This is a genomic window from Diaphorobacter caeni (assembly GCF_015354245.1).
Classification (GTDB): Bacteria; Pseudomonadota; Gammaproteobacteria; order Burkholderiales; family Burkholderiaceae_C; genus Diaphorobacter_A; species Diaphorobacter_A caeni.
On sequence record NZ_JADKYZ010000010.1, the window covers coordinates 108,855 to 126,008 of the forward strand.

The window sequence follows — 17,154 nt, forward strand, 5'->3', positions numbered from 1 at the left end:
GTGACGCAACACCATCGAAAAAGAATGACCAGACCGTTTGCATGGAGCCTGCTGAGTGCCGCTTTGCTGCTTGCGGCCTGTTCCACTCAGGAACCCTACCAGCGCCCGTCGCTCGACGTGCCCGATCAGTTCAAAGAGGCGGCGAGGCTGAGCGCGGAGTCCGGCCTGTGGCAGCCCGCCCGCACTGGGGCGGAGGGCGCTGTGACCGCCGTGCCGAAGCACTGGTGGACGCTCTACGGCGATGCCACGCTCAACCAGTTGCAGGATGACGCACAGGCGGGAAGCCAGACGCTCGCGCAGGCGGCGGCGCGCGTGCGCTCGGCCAAGGCATCGGTCGCGAGCAGCCGCTCGTCGCTGTTTCCGACCTTGGGCACGAGCGGCAGCGGAACGCGTTCGAAATCGGCGGGTGGCAACTACACGGATTCGACTACGGGCGAGACCGTGGCGCGCAGCGGCACCATCGCCAACAGCTACTCGCTGGGACTGAATGCGAGCTGGGAGCTGGACCTCTGGGGGCGCGTGGCGGGGCAGGTGAGCGCCAGCGAAGCGAGTGCACAGGCCAGTGAATACGACCTCGCGGCGGCGCGGCTGTCGCTTGAAGCTTCGGTGGCGCAGACCTATTTCTCGTTGCGCGCAGCCGAGGCTTCGCAACGCCTGCTCAGGCAGACACTGGAGGCTTACGAGCAAAGCTGGCAGCTGACGAAGAATCGCTACCAATCCGGAGTTGCATCCTCGGCCGACGTAGCGCAGGCCGAGTCGCAATACAAGAGCACCGAGGCGCAGCTCATCGAATCCGAATCCACGCGCGCGCAATACGAGCATGCACTGGCCGCGTTGCTTGGCAAGGCGCCTGCCAACTTCAGTCTGCCGGAGACTGCAGAGCTGCCCGCGCCCCCTGCCGTGCCTTCCGTTCTGGCCTCGCAATTGCTGGAGAGGCGTCCTGACATCGCTGCCGCCGAGCGCAGCGTGGCGGCGGCGAATGCCCAGATCGGCGTGGCACGCGCGGCGTATTTCCCGTCACTGACCCTGTCGGCGAGTACCGGGTATCGCGCGTCCGAGCTCTCCAATCTGCTCAGCGCTCCGAATCTTTTCTGGTCGCTGGGGCCGGCGCTGGCCTTGTCGCTGTTCGATGGCGGAGCGCGCAGCGCGGCGGTCGAATCGGCGCGCGCACAGCTCGATCTGACATCGGCCACCTATCGCCAGACGGTGATCACCGCGTTGCAGGAAGTGGAGGACAACCTCGTCGTCGCCGACGCGCTCGCGCGTGAGCTGACGGTGCAGGCGGAAGCGGCCGCCGCTGCGCGCAAGTCGCTGACCGTGGCCAACAACCAATACAAGGCAGGCATCGTCGCCTACTTGAATGTGCTGTCAGCGCAGACGACGGTGCTCAGCGCCGAGCGCAGCCTGATCGACCTGCGCAATCGCCGTTTGGTGGCGGTGAACACCTTGCTCAAGAACGTCGCCGGGAGCTGGGACGCGCGCTGACGCGATGGTGGTCGGGCGCATGGGGATCAGTCGCCTTCCAGATCGAACTGCTCGCGCAAGGCATCGGCAAACGCGGCATTGCCCGTCAGCGTGAGTGTGATGGTGGTGTGGCCGGAAGCCGCTTCTGCCATTTGCAGGGATTTGGTGGCCTCGTCGAATCGCGCAGCGATGGGCGCTCCCGAATCATCCTGTGCGCTCAGATCGACATCCCAGTCGTTGCCTTCCTCCAGTGCGCCACAGCGCTGGGGAAAGGTGCGATGCGCCCATCGCAGCACGGCCTGCACTTCGGCGAGCAACGCGTCACGGCGCGCGGCGGGCGCGCTCGCCATGGCGTCCCAGGTGCCGTTGCCGTCCTCATCTTCGCTGTAGTCAAAAATCAGATAGTCAAGAACTTGTGGCACGTTGCGGTCCGCGTGATGGAGAATCGGAGCCGCATTGTCGCCGGAACATCGAACCACAGCACAGAGAGACGGAAACATCCATGTCGCACGCAGATTCCAAGCCCATCATCGCAGTCGAAGATCTGCACTTTGGATTCCCCTCGGGCCCCGAACTCGTCTGTCAGGACCATGCATGGGGCGCCGGCCTGCATTTGATTCAAGGCGATGAGGGCGTCGGAAAAACCGCCTTGCTGTGCACTTTGGCGGGCGATGTGCGCCCCATTGCGGGACGAGTGCTTGGCAATGCGCGGGATGTGTTCTGGCAGCATCCGCGCGCGGAGCTGAACGAGGCGGAGCGGCAGATGACATGCAGCGATTGGGTCGCTCAGCGAGCGAAGCCGTTCGCGCATTGGAGTGCTGCTGATTTTGACCGCCATGCAGCAGGCTTTGGGCTAAGCGAGCACATGCACAAGCCGTTGCTGGCGCTCTCCACGGGTTCGCTGCGCAAGCTGTGGATGGCCACGGCGTGGGCCAGCGGCGCTGCGCTTGTCTTGATCGACGAGCCACTGGCAGCGCTCGACAAAGGTTCGATGCGATATGTGGAGACCACGCTCAACGAATTCGGTTTGCTGCGTCAACACGCGCGCTGCGTGATCGTCACGCATTGGGACGCCATGCAGCATGTGGACTGGGACGACGTGTTCACGCTCGGATGAGTCGCGATGGGTGCTGTGGACACGCTTTTACGTTTCCCAGAACGCCTCGATCAACTCCCCGTCCGCGCTCTCGAGCCACCATTCGATGACGACGCTGCGTGGGCCGACACCCACAATCCCAAGCAGTCCTTTCGGAGCCGACAGGCGCGGGCATCGCCACAGTGAATCGCCCGGTTGCATCATCGCCAGCACACGTGCTCGGATGGCGGGAGGAACAGCGGGGTCATGCACGTCCAGCAGGGTGTCTTCGGCGTCGTTCATGTGCGCATGTTATGTGCGCACATCCGATCACGCGAGCAGTTTTTTCAATTGGTACAGCGCATCCAATGCCTCGCGCGGGCTCAGGGCGTCGGGGTTGATGTTGCCGAGGGCCTGCTCGACCTGACTGACGGCGGCGTGCTCCGGCTCGGGCGGCGGCGCGAACAGGTCGACCTGGGTTTCGTCCTCGCCCGCGCGGGCTTCGAGGGCGTCGAGCGTGTGGCGCGCATGGTTGATCACGCCGGCGGGAACGCCCGCGAGTTTGGCGACCTGAATGCCGTAGCTGCGGCTCGCGGGGCCGGGCTGGATTTCGTGCAGGAAGACGATGTCGCTGCCGGACTCTGTTGCGCCCACATGCACGTTGACGGCATGGCCATGGCGTGCGGAGAGTTCGGTGAGTTCGAAGTAGTGCGTCGCGAACAGCGAGAATGCCTTGGTCCGGTCATGCAGATGCGTGGCGATGCCGCTTGCGAGCGCGAGGCCGTCAAAGGTGCTGGTGCCCCGGCCGATCTCGTCCATCAGCACCAGCGAGTGCGGCGTGGCGCTGTGCAGGATCTGCGCGGCTTCCGTCATTTCAAGCATGAAGGTCGACTGCGCGTTGGCGAGGTCGTCGGCCGCGCCGATGCGCGTGTGGATCGCGTCGATGGGGCCGAGGCGGCAGGCCGTCGCGGGCACGTATGAGCCCATGCTGGCGAGCAGCACGATCAGCGCCACCTGGCGCATGTAGGTCGACTTGCCGCCCATGTTGGGGCCGGTGATGATCTGCATGCGCGTGTTGGCGTTCAGACGCGTGTTGTTCGGGATGAACGCGCCGGACGATGTCTCGGCGAGCCGCGCCTCGACCACAGGATGGCGGCCCGCGTCGATGTCGATGCAGGGCTCGGGCACGAACTGCGGCGCGCACCAGTTCAGCGTGAGCGAGCGTTCGGTCAGCGCGCACAGCGCATCGAGCGTGGCGAGCGCCGCGGCCAGCCGGGTGAGCGCGGGCACATGGGCCTGCAACTGGTCGAGGATCTGTTCGTAGAGAAACTTTTCGCGCGCGAGTCCCCGCTCCTGTGCTGACAGCGCCTTGTCTTCGAAGGTCTTGAGTTCGGGCGTGATGAATCGCTCGGCGTTCTTGAGCGTCTGGCGGCGGCGGTAGTTCTCGGGGACGCGGTCCAGATAGCTGGTTGTGACCTCGATGTAGAAGCCGTGCACCTTGTTGAACTGCACGCGCAGATTCGGGATGCCGGTGCGTTCCTTTTCGCTGGTTTCGAGCTGCAGCAGAAAGTCGTCACAGTTGTTCTGGATGCCGCGCAGTTCGTCGAGCTCGGCATCGAAGCCCGTGGCGATCACGCCGCCGTCGCGCACCAGCGCTGCGGGCTCGTCCATGATCGCCGCGCGCAGCAGCTGGGTGCAGTCGGCCGGTGGCACGAGGTCATCGAACAGCTGCGACAAGACCTGCTCGGGCGGGCGCGGAAACTGCGAGAGCAGGTGCGACTTTTCCAGCGTCTTGGAAAGGCCCACGAGCTCGCGCGGTCGCACCTGGCGCAACGCGATGCGCGCGGTGATGCGCTCGACGTCGGACACGCCCTTGAGCTCGCCGCGCAGCAGTTGCCATGGGCTGTTGTTGCCCGATCCCGCGCCGCGCAGCGCGCCGATGGCGGACAGTCGCCCGCGTGCATCGCTGCGGTCACGGCTGGGTTCGAGCAGCCAGGTCTTGAGCAGTCGGCTGCCCATGCCGGTCATGCAGGTGTCGAGCAAGGAGAACAGAGTGGGCGCGTCCTCGCCGCGCAGCGTCTTGGTCAGCTCCAGATTGCGGCGCGTGGTGGCGGGCAGGTTGATGAGCTCGCCATTGCGTTGCACGCGAACGCCGTGCACGTGGGTGAGGGCGCGGCCCTGCGTATGTTCCGCATAGGTCAGCAAGGCGGCCGCTGCGGCGTGGGCCTGTTGCAGGCCTTCCGCATTCCATGCCTGCAGGCTGGCTGCGCCGAGGTGTTCGAGCAGCTTGCGCTCGCCGAGTGCACCGTCGAACTGCCAATCGGGACGCAGGCTCAAAGGGCAGGTCAGCACGCCGCCGTGGCGCAGCGCGACCAGCTGCTCTTCAAAGCGCTGCGTGACGCCCGCGCTGTAGATCACTTCGCTCGGCGCGATGCGGGCGATCCATGGGCCCACCTCGTCATGCGTGCATTCGGCCAGATGCACCACGCCCTGCGTGACGCTCAGCCACGCAAGGCCGGCCTTGGCGCGAGGGCCCTGGTGCACCGACAGCAGCACCGACTCATTCTTGTCCGACAGCAGTTCCGAATCGGTCAGCGTGCCTGGCGTGACCACGCGCACCACCTTGCGCTCGACCGGCCCCTTGGCCGCACCGACCTCGCCCACCTGCTCGGCGATCGCGACCGACTCACCCATCTTGATGAGGCGTCCCAGATAGTTCTCGAGCGCGTGAAACGGCACACCCGCCATGGTGACCGGCTCGCCAGCCGATTGCCCGCGCTGCGTGAGCGTGATGTCCAGCAGACGCGCCGCCTTCTCGGCATCGGCGTAGAACAGCTCGTAGAAGTCACCCATGCGATAGAACAGCAGCGTGTCGGGATGCCCCGCTTTCAGCGCCAAATACTGCGCCATCATCGGAGTATGCGTGGCGTTATCTAATTTTGTCATTTAAATCAACGGCTTACTGATTCTTCAGCAGCCTCTTGGTGTAATTTTGGTGTAATCCGGGCCATGTTTTGCATGCCCTCCCAGATGCGCTCAAGCTCTTTCGAGGACTCCGTGTCTATCCAGCGGCCATAGACGGTCACCAGCATCGAATAGTCCTTGTGCCCCATCTGGTTGGCGATGAAGGCCAGGTTGCCCCGGGCCGTCAGATTCCAGCAGGCGAAGGTGTGGCGGGTTTGGTAGGCCGGCCGCGCACGGATCTCTGCGCGCCGGATCAGGTTGGCCCATTTGGTGTTCCAGGCGCTGGGCACGAAGTAGTCGTTGACGACTTTCTTGCGGGCCTGCGTCTTCGGCGACAACAGTACGCGCACATGGTCGATGCGCGATTCATGGCGGTTGAGCCATACGGTCAGGTCTTCTGCCTTGCGGCTTTCGGCGTCGGCGACCAGCACCTTCATGGCCTCGCGCGCCGGCGGCTGCAACAGCACGGTGCGCTCCTTCTTGGTCTTGGGCACCTTGAACGCCACGGATTGCGTGATCGAGCGGCGCACCGTGATCCGGCTGAAGTCTGGGGCCACATCTTCCACGGCCAGGGCGCACAGTTCGCCCGGCCGCAGCCCGGTATAGACGGCCACCGTCACGGCGGCCTTGTCGATGGGGTGCAGGCACCCCTTATCAATGAGCGCCAGGTATTCCTCGTAGCTCAGTGGGTCCGGGTCCTTGATGCTCTTGGTGAAGCGTACGCAATGCTTGCCCAGGTCGGCGCAGTATTGGTTGTTCTCGCACCAGTAGAGGAACCCGGAGAACGTTGCCAGATAGTGATTCACCGTGGAGACGGCGCGCGTGGCGATCAGGTCTACGCGCAGTTTCTGAATGTCCTCAGGGAGCAGGGAATCGACCATGCGGTTGCCTCCCAGCGTGGCGACACAGATGTCGAGGGCCGTTTCATAGCGGTCCTGGGTTTCGGGCGTGATGTCCACTGCCTTGAGTGGCTTGTAGCGCTCGCACAGATCGCTCACGCGCTTGCCGGGTGCCATGCTCGCAGCCGAGCGGGCGTGCGGGAAGAATTCGGCCTCGTTGTAGGTGCCGTTGTGCAGTGCGAATAGTGCCGCGCTGCGCAGCTTGACTGCGTGCTTGATGTTGTTGCGCGTCGGTTCCAGCCGCAACGTGTGCGTGTGTCGTGCGCGCTTGAACATGAAGAACACGCGGATCGAGTTGCCGCGTGCTTCGACGCCGGGATACCCCGTATTGGTTGCTGCCGTTTTTGCCATCTCTTACCTCACAGGTTGCCTTTCGGTGATGCCATCGAGGTGCCATTGGCCTGTTTTGAGCATGAACAGCTCAAACAGGCCGGGTGGCATGGCTCGATCGCCGGCCTCCCACTGTTGCCATCCACGCAGCGAGGCACGCACCGTCAGGGCGGCTTCGGTCTGCGTGAGCCCCACGGTGAGGCGGGCTTTGCGGATGGCGTCGGGTGTGGGGTTGTGAGGTTTTGGTGCGTTCATGGCGCCGCGAGCGAAAGCCCGATCTGCGGTAGCGGTCGGGAGGGAACTACGCGGGTGCATTATACGCTCAATGAGCGCACGAAAACCTTTTTGCATTGCCGCCATTGCGGCCAAGCTGCAGGGGCTAGAAGGCGTGGGCGAGGGCATCGCTTTCGACCCAGCGCTCGAATTCGCCCAGGTTTACGAAGATGCGCCCGTCCGGGGCCTTGCGCCAGATGCGGCCCTCGATCCAGATGCCGCCCTTAATCTTGTGCCGCACGGCGTTTTCGCTGTAGCCGGTGACTTCGGCGAAGCGCTTGATGAGTACCCACTGGCTCTGATTGCCCATGTTGACCTCCGCTCATGTCGCGGCCCTCGGCGCCTCAAAGTCCGGTGGCCGTGCCTGGAGCTAAGTGTCTGAGTTGAAGGGTGAATGGAAAACCTGCGTGGGCGTGCGTGGGCGTAGGAGGGCGCTGTGAGGTATCGAAATGGCGTCCCGGCGTTCCGCCGTCGCGCTGTCGTGCTTGCGCATCGAGCCACCTGCGGCGTCTCGCCCCGTTCGGGCTTCCATCGTCCCCTCCCTTCGGTCGGCTGACGCCTCCGGCCCTGGCGGGCCTGCGCGCTGCGCTTGCCGCAATACCCAATACCGGGTGTGCGGCGGGCGGGGGGTGGGCGGTCTTGCTGTCCCTTTCACCGTATCACGGCGTTCGCGCCGTCAATGACTGCGCGTGCGAGCACGCTTGCGGCCTGGGCCGTCTTCGATCTTTGACTGCTTGCGCTGCGCCGTGTTTCCCACGGTTCCGGGCAATTCCGCCCGAGCAACCGGAGCACGACTATGTCGCAACTGTCCTTTTCCTCGTTCGATGCCTCGCTGATGGTGCGTGACGCACAGGGCCGCTACCTGCTGGCGACCACCGACCAGATTCTGGAGGCCGCGCGCCAGGCCATCGACCACAAGCTGCAGCGCGGTGCGTCGTTCAGTTCGCCGGCGACGGTCAAGGAGTATCTGCGCGCCAAGCTGGCTGGCTTCGAGCACGAGGTGTTTGCCGTCCTGTTCCTCGACTCGCAATTGAGTCTGATCGAGTACGTCGAGATGTTCCGGGGCACCATCAACTGTGCATCGGTGCATCCGCGCGAGGTGGTCAAGGAGGCGCTGCGGCTCAATGCGGCGGCGGTCATCGTCTCGCACTGCCATCCGAGTGGCAACCCCGAGCCGAGCGCGGCCGACCGGAGCATGACCCAGCAGCTCAAGGCAGCGCTGAATCTGGTGGACGTGCGGGTGGTCGATCACGTCATCGTCGCGGGCAACTGCACCACGTCATTCGCCGAAAGCGGCCTGCTCTGACCTCGGGGGCTTCGCCCCCTTTTTGCTGCGCCTGATGGTGCAGCTCCTGCCCTTGCGGGCCTGCGCGTGCTTCGCACTTGCCGCAAATACCGGGGTGTGTGGAGGTGTGTGTGGGGGGGGCGGCTTGCTGTCCCCTTCACCGTATCACGGCGTGCTCGCCGTGCAAGGGCGGCGCGCCGATGGCGCTTGCGGCCTGGCGGCCGTCCTTGACCCTTGACTGCTGCGCTGCGCCGTGAGGGCGACGGTTCCGGGCAATTCCGCCCGAGTAACCGGAGTCCATCATGAGCGACAAATCTCACGTTTCCCTTGAACAACACGTTTGCCTGGTCTGCGGCGCGGCCTTCGACACGGGCAATCTTCTGCTGGATCGCCGCCTGCGCGCGAGCATGGAGCACCATACGAAGACGGGCTGGGGCCTGTGTCCCGAGCATCAGAAGATGGCCGATGACGGCTTTGTCGCGCTGGTCGAATGTGACCCGCAGCGCAGCGGCGCGCAGGCCGGCGGGCGCATGAAGCCCGAGCAGGCGTATCGCACGGGGCGGCTGGCGCACCTGCGGCGCGCGGTGTTCGCGCAGGTGTTCAATGCGCCGATCGCGGACCAGCAGGCTTGCGTGTTCGTGGAGCCGGGCGTGATCGAGCAATTGGAGGCAATGGTGGCGCCTGCGCACTGAGCGCGTATCCATCCAGCGCGCGGCCAGATAGGGCTGCGCGCTTTTTTTTCTGCTGCGCTGGGTGTGGGTGTCTCCGTGCCTGCGGCGCTGCGCTTGATGCAAATTACCAAAAACAAAATACAAAAACCAAATGCCTGATGTGTGCGACGGGTGGGGGGTGGGCGGCTTGCTGTTCCCTTCATGGTGCCACGGCGTGCTCGCTGTAAAGGGCGGGCGCGTGCCTTGCACGCTGGCGGCCTGCGGCCGTCTGCGACCCTTGACTGCTTGCGCTGCGCCGTGACCCGGAAGGGCTGGGCAATTCCGCCCGGCAACTTTCAGGAGTTCAGCATGAACAACGACCTCATCACCGACGAGCAGCGTGCGCTGCTGCTGGCCAATGGCCGCGAATCCTTGGAGAACCCGGACTTCGATCCGGCCCCGGTGGTCAAACTGTTCACGCCCGATGCGGGCGCCACCTGGCTGCTGGGCGCCATGGACCCCGAGGATGGCGACCTCTGTTTCGGCCTGTGCGATTTGGGCCTGGGGATGCCCGAGCTGGGGCATGTGAGCCTAGATGAACTGGCGACCGTGCGCGGGCGGCTGGGCTTGCCGGTCGAGCGGGATCTGTATTTCCGGGCTGAGAAGCGGTTGAGCGGCTATGCGCGCGATGCGCGGCTGGCCAGTCGGATCGTTGTCTGACCTGGCCCTGGGGCGCCGCAAGGCGCTCCTTGTGCGTTCTCAACCATTGCAGGAGATCGAGGCCATGAGCAGCCATCACGACTACATCATCGAAATAACCGCGCAGCATGATGCGCTCAAACCGTTCGCGCCGGAGAACGGCCAGCCGCTGCGCTTTGCGATTGGCGACGCGGTGATCTACACCAACGAGTTCGGAGCGTGGTTCCGCCGCCGCGTCACCGGGTTCTACAAGCCCACCGAACCGTCGGGGCTGTATGCGCGCGGCAGGCGCTACTACCTGGACTCGTCCGCGCCGTGGATGCCGGTGGCGGAAGCCAGCTTGCGTCCCGACGACTCGGCCTGACGCCTACGCGCCCCTGGCGGGGCGCTGCGCGCTGCGCTTGCTTTCGGTGAACGCCCTGCGGGCGTTCACCAGAGCTTTCTGCGGCGCTGGGTAGCTTCCAGCATGGAGCCAAGGCGGTGTACTGGCGCCAGTGGGTGGGGTATGTCGGTACGGGGGAAACGCCGGCGCACTTCGCACTCCAGTTCGTGCGCGAGGCCGCGTGCATCTTTCTCGCCTCGCAGTGCGCGTTGTCTCCACTCGCGGGCGTGAGCGAGCAAATCCTCGTCTTGCAGTTCTCGTATGTCCATGGGTGGCTTGATTGTGCCAATGCCATGAAAGGCCATGGTCTACGGGGATTTCGTGGAAGTCATATGGGCGTCCCGGCCCCCTGGGAGATGGCCGGGCGCGCTGTCGTGCTGCGCATCGAACCCCCTGCGGGGTTTCGCCCCTGTCGGGCTTCCATCGTTCCCTCCCTCCGGTCGGCTGACGCCTCCGGCCCGGCTTTCCAGATCCGGGCCTGCGCGCTTGCGCTTGCCGTGCGGTCGGCACATCGAGGCGGCCGCTCCATGTCCAGCCGTCTTCCCTGACTTCATCACCTTGTCCGCGACTGTAGCCCGCGGCCGGGTGCCGTCAAGGCGCGCCAGGCCGTGTCCTCGCTGCGCTGCGGGCCGCACCAACCTGGCGCTGGTTTCCTTGACGGCCCCCGTCCGCGCGCTCCCTTTCGTCGCGGGCGATGAACTCAGGAAAGACGGTGAGAACCGGGGCCAAGAGGCCAAGCGGGTTCTTCGTGCCACCCGCACCGAACAGCCGAAAGGCTGGGCTCCGAATCTAGGAATCCGGTGTGCGGTTTTCTTCAACAGCCAAGCCAGGAGAAAGACATGCTCGCATCCCGTTTCGCAAACCATTCCCCCGCGCTGCGCAGCGACACACCGCTGTCCGATGACCAAATCCGGAGGGTGGCCCCGTCCATCTTCGCGGATGCTCCGCACGAAAGCCGTTCCGAGCGGTACGCCTATATCCCCACGGTGGAGGTGCTGACCGAACTGCGCAAGGAGGGGTTTCAGCCTTTCATGGTGTGCCAGACCCGCGTGCGCCGCGAAGACCGGCGCGACTTCACCAAGCACCTGCTGCGCCTGCGCCATGCCAGCCAGATCAATGGCGCGGAAGCCAACGAAATCATCCTGCTGAACTCGCACGACGGCACCAGCAGCTATCAAATGATGGCAGGTCAGTTCAGATTTGTGTGTGCAAATGGCCTTGTCTGTGGCGACACCTTTGCCGATGTACGCGTGCCCCACAAAGGCGATGTGACCGGATTGGTGATCGAAGGCGCTTTCGAGGTGCTGCAGGGCTTCGAGCGCGTGCGCGATTCCCGCGATGCCATGCGCGCCGTCACCCTGGACGAAGGCGAATCGGAAGTGTTCGCTCGTGCTGCTCTGGCCCTCAAGTACGACGACCCCGACAAGCCTGCGCCCATCACCGAAAGCCAGATTCTGATGCCGCGCCGGTTTGAAGACCGTCGCCCTGACCTGTGGAGCGTGTTCAACCGCACGCAAGAAAACCTCACCAAGGGCGGACTGCATGGCCGTTCCGCCAATGGCCGCAGGCAGCAAACCCGCCCCGTGCAAGGCATTGATTCCGACATTCGCCTGAACCGCGCCCTGTGGCTGCTGGCCGATGGTATGCGCCAGTTGAAGGCTTGACCGTTCCCCGCCGGAGGGGCGGTTCCCCTCCATTCCCTTGTTTCACTTGATTGGAGATTCACCATGAACGCCGTTAACCAAACCGAAGCCCAAGCCGTCAGCACCGCAGCGACCACGCTGCAAGCCGCCGACCCGAGTAAGCACATGATTCTGGTGCCGCTGTCGCGGCTGGTGCTGCGCCCTGCGGGCCGCAACGTGCGCAAGACCACGCCGCGCATGTCTCTGCCAGAGCTGGCAGCATCTATCCAAAGGGTTGGCCTGCTGCAAAACCTCATCGTCATCCTCGCTGCCGATGGCCTGCATTACGAGGTGGTGGCTGGTGGCCGCAGGCTGGCCGCGTTGAAGCTGCTGGCCAAGAAACACCGCATCGCCAAGGATTGGGATGTGCCTTGCTTGCAGGTGGCCGATGGCACGGCTCGCACCGCCAGCCTGACCGAGAACGTGCAGCGCGAAGCCATGCATCCGGCAGACCAGTTTGAAGCCTTCGCGGCACTGGTGGCGGAAGGTAGGCCCATCGAGGACATTGCGGCGGATTTCAGCGTCACGCCGCTGGTGGTGCAGCGCCGCCTGAAACTGGCGAATGTCTCGCCGCGCCTGATGGCGGACTACCGGGCGGATGCCCTCAGTCTTGACCAGTTGATGGCCCTTGCGGGGACGGATGACCATGCGGCGCAGGAAAGCGCCTTCTACGACGCACCCACGTGGCAGCGCAGCCCGTCCGCGTTGCGTGACCGTCTGACGGAGCGCGAGATTGACGCCTACCGGCATCCGCTGGTGCGGTTCGTCGGACTGGACACCTACGAGGCCGCAGGCGGTGGCGTGCGCCGCGACCTGTTCGCGGAGGGTGACGCGGGCGTGTACCTGACCGATGCCGCGCTGCTGGAACGGCTGGCGCAAGACAAGCTGGCGGGCATCGCCGCCAAGGCGAAGGCCGAGGGCTGGGGCTGGGTGGACGCCGCGCCCGCCGCTACGCTTGCAGACCTGCAAGCCTTCCAGCGTGCCCCGCGTGAGCGGCGCGAACCCACCAAGCGCGAAGCGCAGCGCATCGAGAAGTTGCAAGAGAAGATGCAGGCCATCGGCGAAGCCGTGGACGCAGCGATGGACGCTGACGACGAGGACAAGGCCGATGCCTTGCAGGAGGAAGGCGAAGCCCTGGGCGAGCAGTTGCAGGCGCTGGAAGATGGCTTGCAGGGGTACAGCGAAACGGTGAAGGCCGCAGCCGGTGCCGTTGTGACCATCGACCGCAACGGGCAGGCCGTGATTCATCGCGGGCTGATGCGCGAAGCCGAAGCCAAGGCGCTGCGCACGCTGGAGCGGCTGCGCCACGGTTTTGCCGAGGGTGAAGCCGAGAACGACGACGAAGGCGAAGGGACGGACGCCGCGCCCCAGGCGGCAATCTCCGACCGGCTGGCCCAGCGCCTGAGCGCGCACCGTACCGCCGCGCTGCAAATCGAAGTCGCCCGCCATCCGCATGTCGCGCTGGCTGCGCTGGTGCATGGCATGGTGCAAACGGTTTTGCAGGGGCGCTACTACGGCCACGATATGCCGGTGGGCGTTCGCCTCACGGTGAAAGACCGCTTGGAAGCACTGGCCCCGGACGTGCCGGAATCGCCCGCTGCTGTGGCGCTGCGCGAAATGCAGGAGGTATGGGGCGAAAGACTGCCCCAGGACAGCGCCGAACTGTTCGCCGCACTGCTGGCGATGGAGCAAGGCGAGTTGGTCAAGCTGCTGGCCGTGTGCGTGGCCTCCACGGTGGACGTGGTGACGCCCCGAGCCATGCCGTACCAGCCCGGCGCGGAATTGGCGCAGGCCGTGGGCCTCGATATGGCCGCGTGGTGGAAGCCGACGGCGGAAGGCTATTTCAAGCACGTGTCCAAGGCCGTGATCTTGGATGCCGTGGGCGAGTTCGCACCGGATTCCGTCAACCGGCTGGGCAAGCTCAAGAAGGCTGACATTGCCAGCGAAGCCGAGCGGCTGGCCGATGGCACGGGCTGGATGCCTGCGATCTTCAAGGCCGCTGGGTTGCAGGAAGGCATGGCGGAGCATGACGCCCCGGAGGATGCCGAAGCCCTGGCGGATGAACCCGCCGAAGTGCTGGCCGATTGACCTTCACCCGCAGAGCAGCGCCCCGGCCCCGGTCGGGGCGCTGGCTTGCAGGGAGCCGGACTATGCCCACTACCAAGACACCAAACCCCAGCCGCCCGCGCATGGCGGCGGTCTACGCATCGGGCACGGTGCGCGCCCGCCGCTGGCACGGCGAAGGCGACGTGCGCGGCTACCGTCCGCCTGCGGGTTGGTCGGCCCAAGCCGACCTCACGGATATTCACCCCATCACGGGCCGCGCTTTGCCGCGCGCCGTGTGGTGGATTGTGGAGACGAAGGAATAACCCGATCAGCACCGCGCCCAGGCCGTTCCGTCCTGGGCGCGGTGAACATCAAAACCCGGTCGCGGCGTGGCCGCGACCGGGTGGAAGGCGGATAGCCGAAATACCATGCCGCCGCCTTCGCTGGAGCTCAGGCGGCGGCGTGGCAGGCATCGCAGTGAGGCGCGATGCCTGCGCAAGCGGGCTTGCGGCCCGTTTCCTGGCAGACGTTTTCAGTCGTCCTCATCGTCATGGTGCCAGCGCTTGCGCTGCTGCTTGCGCCATTCCTTTTCCCACTTCCTGCGGCGCTTGTCGTCCTCGTACTGCCAGCCGGGCGCGTAGACCGGGGCCGGAACGACCATCACCGGACGGGGCGCGTAGACCGGCTGGGGCGCCACATAGACCGGCGGCGGAGCGTATACCGGGGCGGCTGCACCAGCACGCCGGGAACTCCTATACCGATATTTACATCCACACCGGCCCATGCGCCCGTGGCTGCTGCGACCAGAAGGCTGGCGAGCAGGCATTGTTTGTAGTTCATCTTGATATTTCTCCAGCGATGACCGGCCATCGCCATGGTGTTAGAAGGTTCAACGCCATGTCTGCGCGAAGGTTGACCTTCCGTGTAACCAATGGTGGCGCACTTGGCATGTTGCTTCCCGCTCCGGGCGCTGCCGCACGTACCGTCGCAAGTTCGCAGCGCCATGGCACACTGACCGGTTGCCAGGGAAGTCAGGGAGAGAACAACATGGCCACGATCTATACATCCACCTTCACTTTCGCCTGGGGCGAAGTCGGGGAGGAGTTTCACGCGCTGGACCAGCGCATTGCCGATGCCGCCAAGTCCATTCCCGGTTATCTGGGCGAGGAGGCTTGGGAGAATGCTTCCTCCGGCCTGGTATCCAACGTCTACTACTGGGACAGCATGGAGGCTCTGCAAGCCCTCATGGCTCATCCGGCCCACATCGAGGCCAAGCGGCGGCAGGCCGAATGGTTGAAGGGTTACCACGTCGTGATCGCGCAGGTGCAGGGGTCTTATGGGGATGGTGGCATTGCCCACCCGCTGGCGCAGAGGCAGGTGCGTTGGCCGTCATGAGCATCGGCACGACCCTCAAGACCTGGGCCAGGCGCATCAAGCGCGATGGCGTGACGCTGTGGTTTGCGGGCAAGCATCCGCGCACGCCCTGGTATGCCAAGGCCCTGGGACTGTTCGTGGTGGCCTATGCGCTCAGCCCCATCGACCTGATTCCCGACTTCATCCCGGTGCTGGGGTATGTGGATGACATGATTCTGCTGCCCGTCCTGATCTGGCTGACCGTCAAGCTGCTGCCCGCCGAGGTGCTGGCGGAATGCCGGGTGCAGGCCGATGAATGGATGCAGACGGAAGGGGCCAAGCCGAAGAGCCGATTCGGGGCGGTGTTGATTGTGGCCGTATGGCTGGCGGTGGGCGCAGGGTTGTGGTTCTGGTTCAAGCCGCATCTGTAGCTTGTCGCTGATGGCGTCATGGCCCTTCGGCTTGATCACGCCTTCGCGCCTGCGGCGCTGCGCGCTTCGCTTGCCTCCAGGGGATCGACGCAAGGCCCATCCCCGCCGCGCTGTGCTTGGCGCCCCTGGGGTAGCGCCGAACCGGCATTGCCGGATCGGCCGGGTCAGCGCCCCGCCCGATGGACAGGCGCGGCAGGTGCGCCAGGGCTTGCTGCGGCAGGTTGTGTGCAGGCGTGCCGTCCTTGATGCTGGCGGTTCTCGCCCATGGCGTCACGAAGGAGGATCACGCAGTCACGCAGAGGGGCGCCAGGCCAGCCTTGCGGGTATTGCTGCACAGCGCCACGGGCATGGCCTGCAGGATGCGGCGGGGCGCGCGGGTGCCCTCGTTGTGGAGATAGGGCCTTGCCGAGGTCAGGGGACGTGCCACTGAATCCTTGGTGCGGGGATGCCGAGTTGGCCGTAGCTCCTTTCGGTGGTGGTTCAGCCCAAGGCGTCCTTGTCTGGTTGTGAATCCTGGCGGGAGCCGGGCTTTTGTGGCTGCAACCTTGCAGCACAGATTTTTTCCCCTGCTGCGCATTCCTCGCGAGACAAAAAATCTGTGCCTCCAGGCGCTCCACTGCGTTGCGCCCGCAGGCGGTGCAGCCAGCCCGACCCCCGCCGGCCGGATCACAACAAGGACGCGATGGGCGCGAACTTGTTCAACCGAAAGGAAAGATCATGGCAAACATCGGCAACTTCACCGCGGACAAGGACGGTTTCAACGGCACGCTGCGCACCCTGACTATCAATGTCAAGGCCAAGCTCGTCCCCAATGACAAGGGCAGCAACGAGCACGCCCCGGACTACCGCATTCAGGTCGCAGGCCACGACGTGGGGGCAGGGTGGCGCAAGACCAGCAAGGCCGGGCTGGTGTACGTCTCCTGCGCGATTGATGACCCTTCGTTCCCGGCCACGGTCTACGCTCGCCTGATCGAGGCCGAGGACGGCACGCACGACCTGATCTGGTCGCGCAGCAAGCCCAAGGCGGACTGACGCCCGCCAGCCCCGCCCACCGGGCGGGGCATTGTGCTGCTGTCGCAGCGCAATGCAACGCTGGAAGCTGGCGTGGCAGCTTCGCTATTCAGGGAGAGCAGATGTTCCACTTTTTCAAGTCCAGGACAACGCCCGCGCTCGTGACGCTGCTGGAGCAGGTCGGCGGTGGCGCGCACAAGCGCGTCGATGAAAACCGCGAGCTACTGGAGCTGCTGCAAAGCAAGGCGCCGGACGTGTTGGAAGAATGCCCGTGGATCGTAGGCTGGTTGCGGGCCAACGATGATGTTTTCGTGGGGATGGCTGCGATGGCGACAGAGCTGCGGCTTGAGCCCAGGTTTGCTGAGCGGCCTGGTTTCCCGCGTGCATGGCCTGAGCGGTGTCCAACTGCAGACCAGGGCGTTTCGGTGCGTTGCACCGCCAGGCTTTGCGGGCTTCGCCCCGTGCCGCCTTTGGCGTCACGGCCATCCGGCTCCAATCCTTAACGCCTACGCGCCTGCGGCGCTGCGCTTGCCTCCCGGGGAAAGCCCTGCGGACTCTCCCCGCCGCGCATGGCTTGGCGCCCCTGAAGTCCCCGAACCGGCGACGCCGG

At 65.1% G+C, this 17,154-nt stretch carries 21 protein-coding genes; 13 read left to right on the top strand and 8 right to left on the bottom strand.

Annotated elements, in window-relative coordinates:
- The first annotated feature begins 24 nt into the window (after positions 1-24).
- Positions 25-1,485 carry an efflux transporter outer membrane subunit gene (locus tag ISG32_RS22735; RefSeq protein ID WP_194773314.1) on the top strand — a complete coding sequence of 487 codons (1,461 nt, stop codon included), beginning with the start codon at positions 25-27 and terminating at the stop codon, positions 1,483-1,485.
- 26 nt (positions 1,486-1,511) lie between these two features.
- On the opposite strand, the gene ISG32_RS22740 is transcribed toward ISG32_RS22735, so the two are convergent.
- Complete coding sequence (locus ISG32_RS22740) at positions 1,512-1,886, bottom strand: hypothetical protein (RefSeq protein ID WP_194773315.1); 375 nt, start codon at positions 1,884-1,886, stop codon at positions 1,512-1,514.
- An 80-nt stretch (positions 1,887-1,966) separates the two neighbouring features.
- Between ISG32_RS22740 and ISG32_RS22745 the strand changes: the two genes are divergently transcribed.
- A complete protein-coding gene (locus tag ISG32_RS22745; RefSeq protein ID WP_194773316.1) occupies positions 1,967-2,581 on the top strand; it encodes an ABC transporter ATP-binding protein in 615 nt (204 codons plus the stop codon).
- Positions 2,582-2,608: 27 nt separating this feature from the next.
- Here ISG32_RS22745 and ISG32_RS22750 read toward each other — a convergent pair whose 3' ends face one another.
- The 5 genes from ISG32_RS22750 to ISG32_RS22770 all read right to left on the bottom strand — a co-directional run bounded on the left by ISG32_RS22750 (position 2,609) and on the right by ISG32_RS22770 (position 7,315).
- Complete coding sequence (locus ISG32_RS22750; protein ID WP_194773317.1) at positions 2,609-2,842, bottom strand: hypothetical protein; 234 nt, start codon at positions 2,840-2,842, stop codon at positions 2,609-2,611.
- A gap of 27 nt (positions 2,843-2,869) precedes the next feature.
- Complete coding sequence (mutS, locus tag ISG32_RS22755) at positions 2,870-5,485, bottom strand: DNA mismatch repair protein MutS (protein WP_228530036.1); 2,616 nt, start codon at positions 5,483-5,485, stop codon at positions 2,870-2,872.
- Positions 5,486-5,490: 5 nt separating this feature from the next.
- Complete coding sequence (locus ISG32_RS22760) at positions 5,491-6,753, bottom strand: tyrosine-type recombinase/integrase (RefSeq protein ID WP_194773318.1); 1,263 nt, start codon at positions 6,751-6,753, stop codon at positions 5,491-5,493.
- 3 nt (positions 6,754-6,756) lie between these two features.
- Entirely contained in the window at positions 6,757-6,987 is a 231-nt protein-coding gene (locus ISG32_RS22765) for a helix-turn-helix transcriptional regulator (protein ID WP_194773319.1), read from the bottom strand.
- Between the two features lie 124 nt (positions 6,988-7,111).
- Entirely contained in the window at positions 7,112-7,315 is a 204-nt protein-coding gene (locus ISG32_RS22770) for an excisionase (RefSeq protein ID WP_194773320.1), read from the bottom strand.
- A gap of 486 nt (positions 7,316-7,801) precedes the next feature.
- On the opposite strand from ISG32_RS22770, the gene radC reads away from it, so the two are divergent.
- The 7 genes from radC (at position 7,802) to ISG32_RS22805 (ending at position 14,072) form a co-directional block, all read left to right on the top strand.
- Positions 7,802-8,311: a RadC family protein gene (gene radC / locus ISG32_RS22775; RefSeq protein ID WP_194773321.1), complete on the top strand. Its 510-nt coding sequence runs from the start codon at positions 7,802-7,804 to the stop codon at positions 8,309-8,311.
- Between the two features lie 281 nt (positions 8,312-8,592).
- Complete coding sequence (locus ISG32_RS22780) at positions 8,593-8,982, top strand: ATPase (RefSeq protein WP_194773322.1); 390 nt, start codon at positions 8,593-8,595, stop codon at positions 8,980-8,982.
- A 327-nt stretch (positions 8,983-9,309) separates the two neighbouring features.
- A complete protein-coding gene (locus ISG32_RS22785; RefSeq protein WP_194773323.1) occupies positions 9,310-9,660 on the top strand; it encodes a DUF2958 domain-containing protein in 351 nt (116 codons plus the stop codon).
- A gap of 64 nt (positions 9,661-9,724) precedes the next feature.
- Positions 9,725-10,003 (top strand): hypothetical protein, encoded by a 279-nt coding sequence (locus tag ISG32_RS22790; RefSeq protein WP_194773324.1) that lies wholly within the window; start codon positions 9,725-9,727, stop codon positions 10,001-10,003.
- 857 nt (positions 10,004-10,860) lie between these two features.
- Positions 10,861-11,685 (top strand): DUF932 domain-containing protein, encoded by an 825-nt coding sequence (locus ISG32_RS22795; protein ID WP_194773325.1) that lies wholly within the window; start codon positions 10,861-10,863, stop codon positions 11,683-11,685.
- A 63-nt stretch (positions 11,686-11,748) separates the two neighbouring features.
- Positions 11,749-13,791 (top strand): ParB/RepB/Spo0J family partition protein, encoded by a 2,043-nt coding sequence (locus tag ISG32_RS22800; RefSeq protein WP_194773326.1) that lies wholly within the window; start codon positions 11,749-11,751, stop codon positions 13,789-13,791.
- A 62-nt stretch (positions 13,792-13,853) separates the two neighbouring features.
- Positions 13,854-14,072, top strand: a complete 219-nt coding sequence (locus ISG32_RS22805; protein WP_194773327.1) for a hypothetical protein — start codon at positions 13,854-13,856, stop codon at positions 14,070-14,072.
- Positions 14,073-14,281: 209 nt separating this feature from the next.
- Here the strand turns inward: ISG32_RS22805 and ISG32_RS27930 are convergent, their stop codons facing one another.
- Positions 14,282-14,446, bottom strand: a complete 165-nt coding sequence (locus ISG32_RS27930) for a hypothetical protein (protein WP_407645088.1) — start codon at positions 14,444-14,446, stop codon at positions 14,282-14,284.
- 359 nt (positions 14,447-14,805) lie between these two features.
- Here ISG32_RS27930 and ISG32_RS22815 point away from each other — a divergent pair, with 359 nt between their 5' ends.
- A complete protein-coding gene (locus ISG32_RS22815) occupies positions 14,806-15,144 on the top strand; it encodes an antibiotic biosynthesis monooxygenase family protein (protein ID WP_194773435.1) in 339 nt (112 codons plus the stop codon).
- Positions 15,141-15,533, top strand: a complete 393-nt coding sequence (locus tag ISG32_RS22820; protein WP_194773328.1) for a YkvA family protein — start codon at positions 15,141-15,143, stop codon at positions 15,531-15,533. The genes ISG32_RS22815 and ISG32_RS22820 overlap by 4 nt, the downstream gene beginning before the upstream one ends.
- 283 nt (positions 15,534-15,816) lie before the next feature.
- Here ISG32_RS22820 and ISG32_RS22825 read toward each other — a convergent pair whose 3' ends face one another.
- Positions 15,817-15,960 carry a hypothetical protein gene (locus tag ISG32_RS22825; protein WP_194773329.1) on the bottom strand — a complete coding sequence of 48 codons (144 nt, stop codon included), beginning with the start codon at positions 15,958-15,960 and terminating at the stop codon, positions 15,817-15,819.
- 290 nt (positions 15,961-16,250) lie between these two features.
- Between ISG32_RS22825 and ISG32_RS22830 the strand changes: the two genes are divergently transcribed.
- Entirely contained in the window at positions 16,251-16,565 is a 315-nt protein-coding gene (locus tag ISG32_RS22830; RefSeq protein WP_194773330.1) for a DUF736 domain-containing protein, read from the top strand.
- A 101-nt stretch (positions 16,566-16,666) separates the two neighbouring features.
- Positions 16,667-17,047, top strand: a complete 381-nt coding sequence (locus tag ISG32_RS22835) for a hypothetical protein (protein ID WP_194773331.1) — start codon at positions 16,667-16,669, stop codon at positions 17,045-17,047.
- The last annotated feature ends 107 nt before the right edge of the window (positions 17,048-17,154 follow it).

Excerpts from the sequence above, each read along its gene's own strand:
- ISG32_RS22735 (WP_194773314.1), top strand. The coding sequence starts at position 25 with ATGACCAGACCGTTTGCATGGAGCCTGCTGAGTGCCGCTTTGCTGCTT.
- ISG32_RS22745 (WP_194773316.1), top strand. The coding sequence starts at position 1,967 with ATGTCGCACGCAGATTCCAAGCCCATCATCGCAGTCGAAGATCTGCAC.
- ISG32_RS22750 (WP_194773317.1), bottom strand. The coding sequence starts at position 2,842 with ATGAACGACGCCGAAGACACCCTGCTGGACGTGCATGACCCCGCTGTT.
- mutS (WP_228530036.1), bottom strand. The coding sequence starts at position 5,485 with ATGACAAAATTAGATAACGCCACGCATACTCCGATGATGGCGCAGTAT.
- ISG32_RS22760 (WP_194773318.1), bottom strand. The coding sequence starts at position 6,753 with ATGGCAAAAACGGCAGCAACCAATACGGGGTATCCCGGCGTCGAAGCA.
- ISG32_RS22765 (WP_194773319.1), bottom strand. The coding sequence starts at position 6,987 with ATGAACGCACCAAAACCTCACAACCCCACACCCGACGCCATCCGCAAA.
- ISG32_RS22770 (WP_194773320.1), bottom strand. The coding sequence starts at position 7,315 with ATGGGCAATCAGAGCCAGTGGGTACTCATCAAGCGCTTCGCCGAAGTC.
- radC (WP_194773321.1), top strand. The coding sequence starts at position 7,802 with ATGTCGCAACTGTCCTTTTCCTCGTTCGATGCCTCGCTGATGGTGCGT.
- ISG32_RS22780 (WP_194773322.1), top strand. The coding sequence starts at position 8,593 with ATGAGCGACAAATCTCACGTTTCCCTTGAACAACACGTTTGCCTGGTC.
- ISG32_RS22785 (WP_194773323.1), top strand. The coding sequence starts at position 9,310 with ATGAACAACGACCTCATCACCGACGAGCAGCGTGCGCTGCTGCTGGCC.
- ISG32_RS22790 (WP_194773324.1), top strand. The coding sequence starts at position 9,725 with ATGAGCAGCCATCACGACTACATCATCGAAATAACCGCGCAGCATGAT.
- ISG32_RS22795 (WP_194773325.1), top strand. The coding sequence starts at position 10,861 with ATGCTCGCATCCCGTTTCGCAAACCATTCCCCCGCGCTGCGCAGCGAC.
- ISG32_RS22800 (WP_194773326.1), top strand. The coding sequence starts at position 11,749 with ATGAACGCCGTTAACCAAACCGAAGCCCAAGCCGTCAGCACCGCAGCG.
- ISG32_RS22805 (WP_194773327.1), top strand. The coding sequence starts at position 13,854 with ATGCCCACTACCAAGACACCAAACCCCAGCCGCCCGCGCATGGCGGCG.
- ISG32_RS22820 (WP_194773328.1), top strand. The coding sequence starts at position 15,141 with ATGAGCATCGGCACGACCCTCAAGACCTGGGCCAGGCGCATCAAGCGC.
- ISG32_RS22830 (WP_194773330.1), top strand. The coding sequence starts at position 16,251 with ATGGCAAACATCGGCAACTTCACCGCGGACAAGGACGGTTTCAACGGC.
- ISG32_RS22835 (WP_194773331.1), top strand. The coding sequence starts at position 16,667 with ATGTTCCACTTTTTCAAGTCCAGGACAACGCCCGCGCTCGTGACGCTG.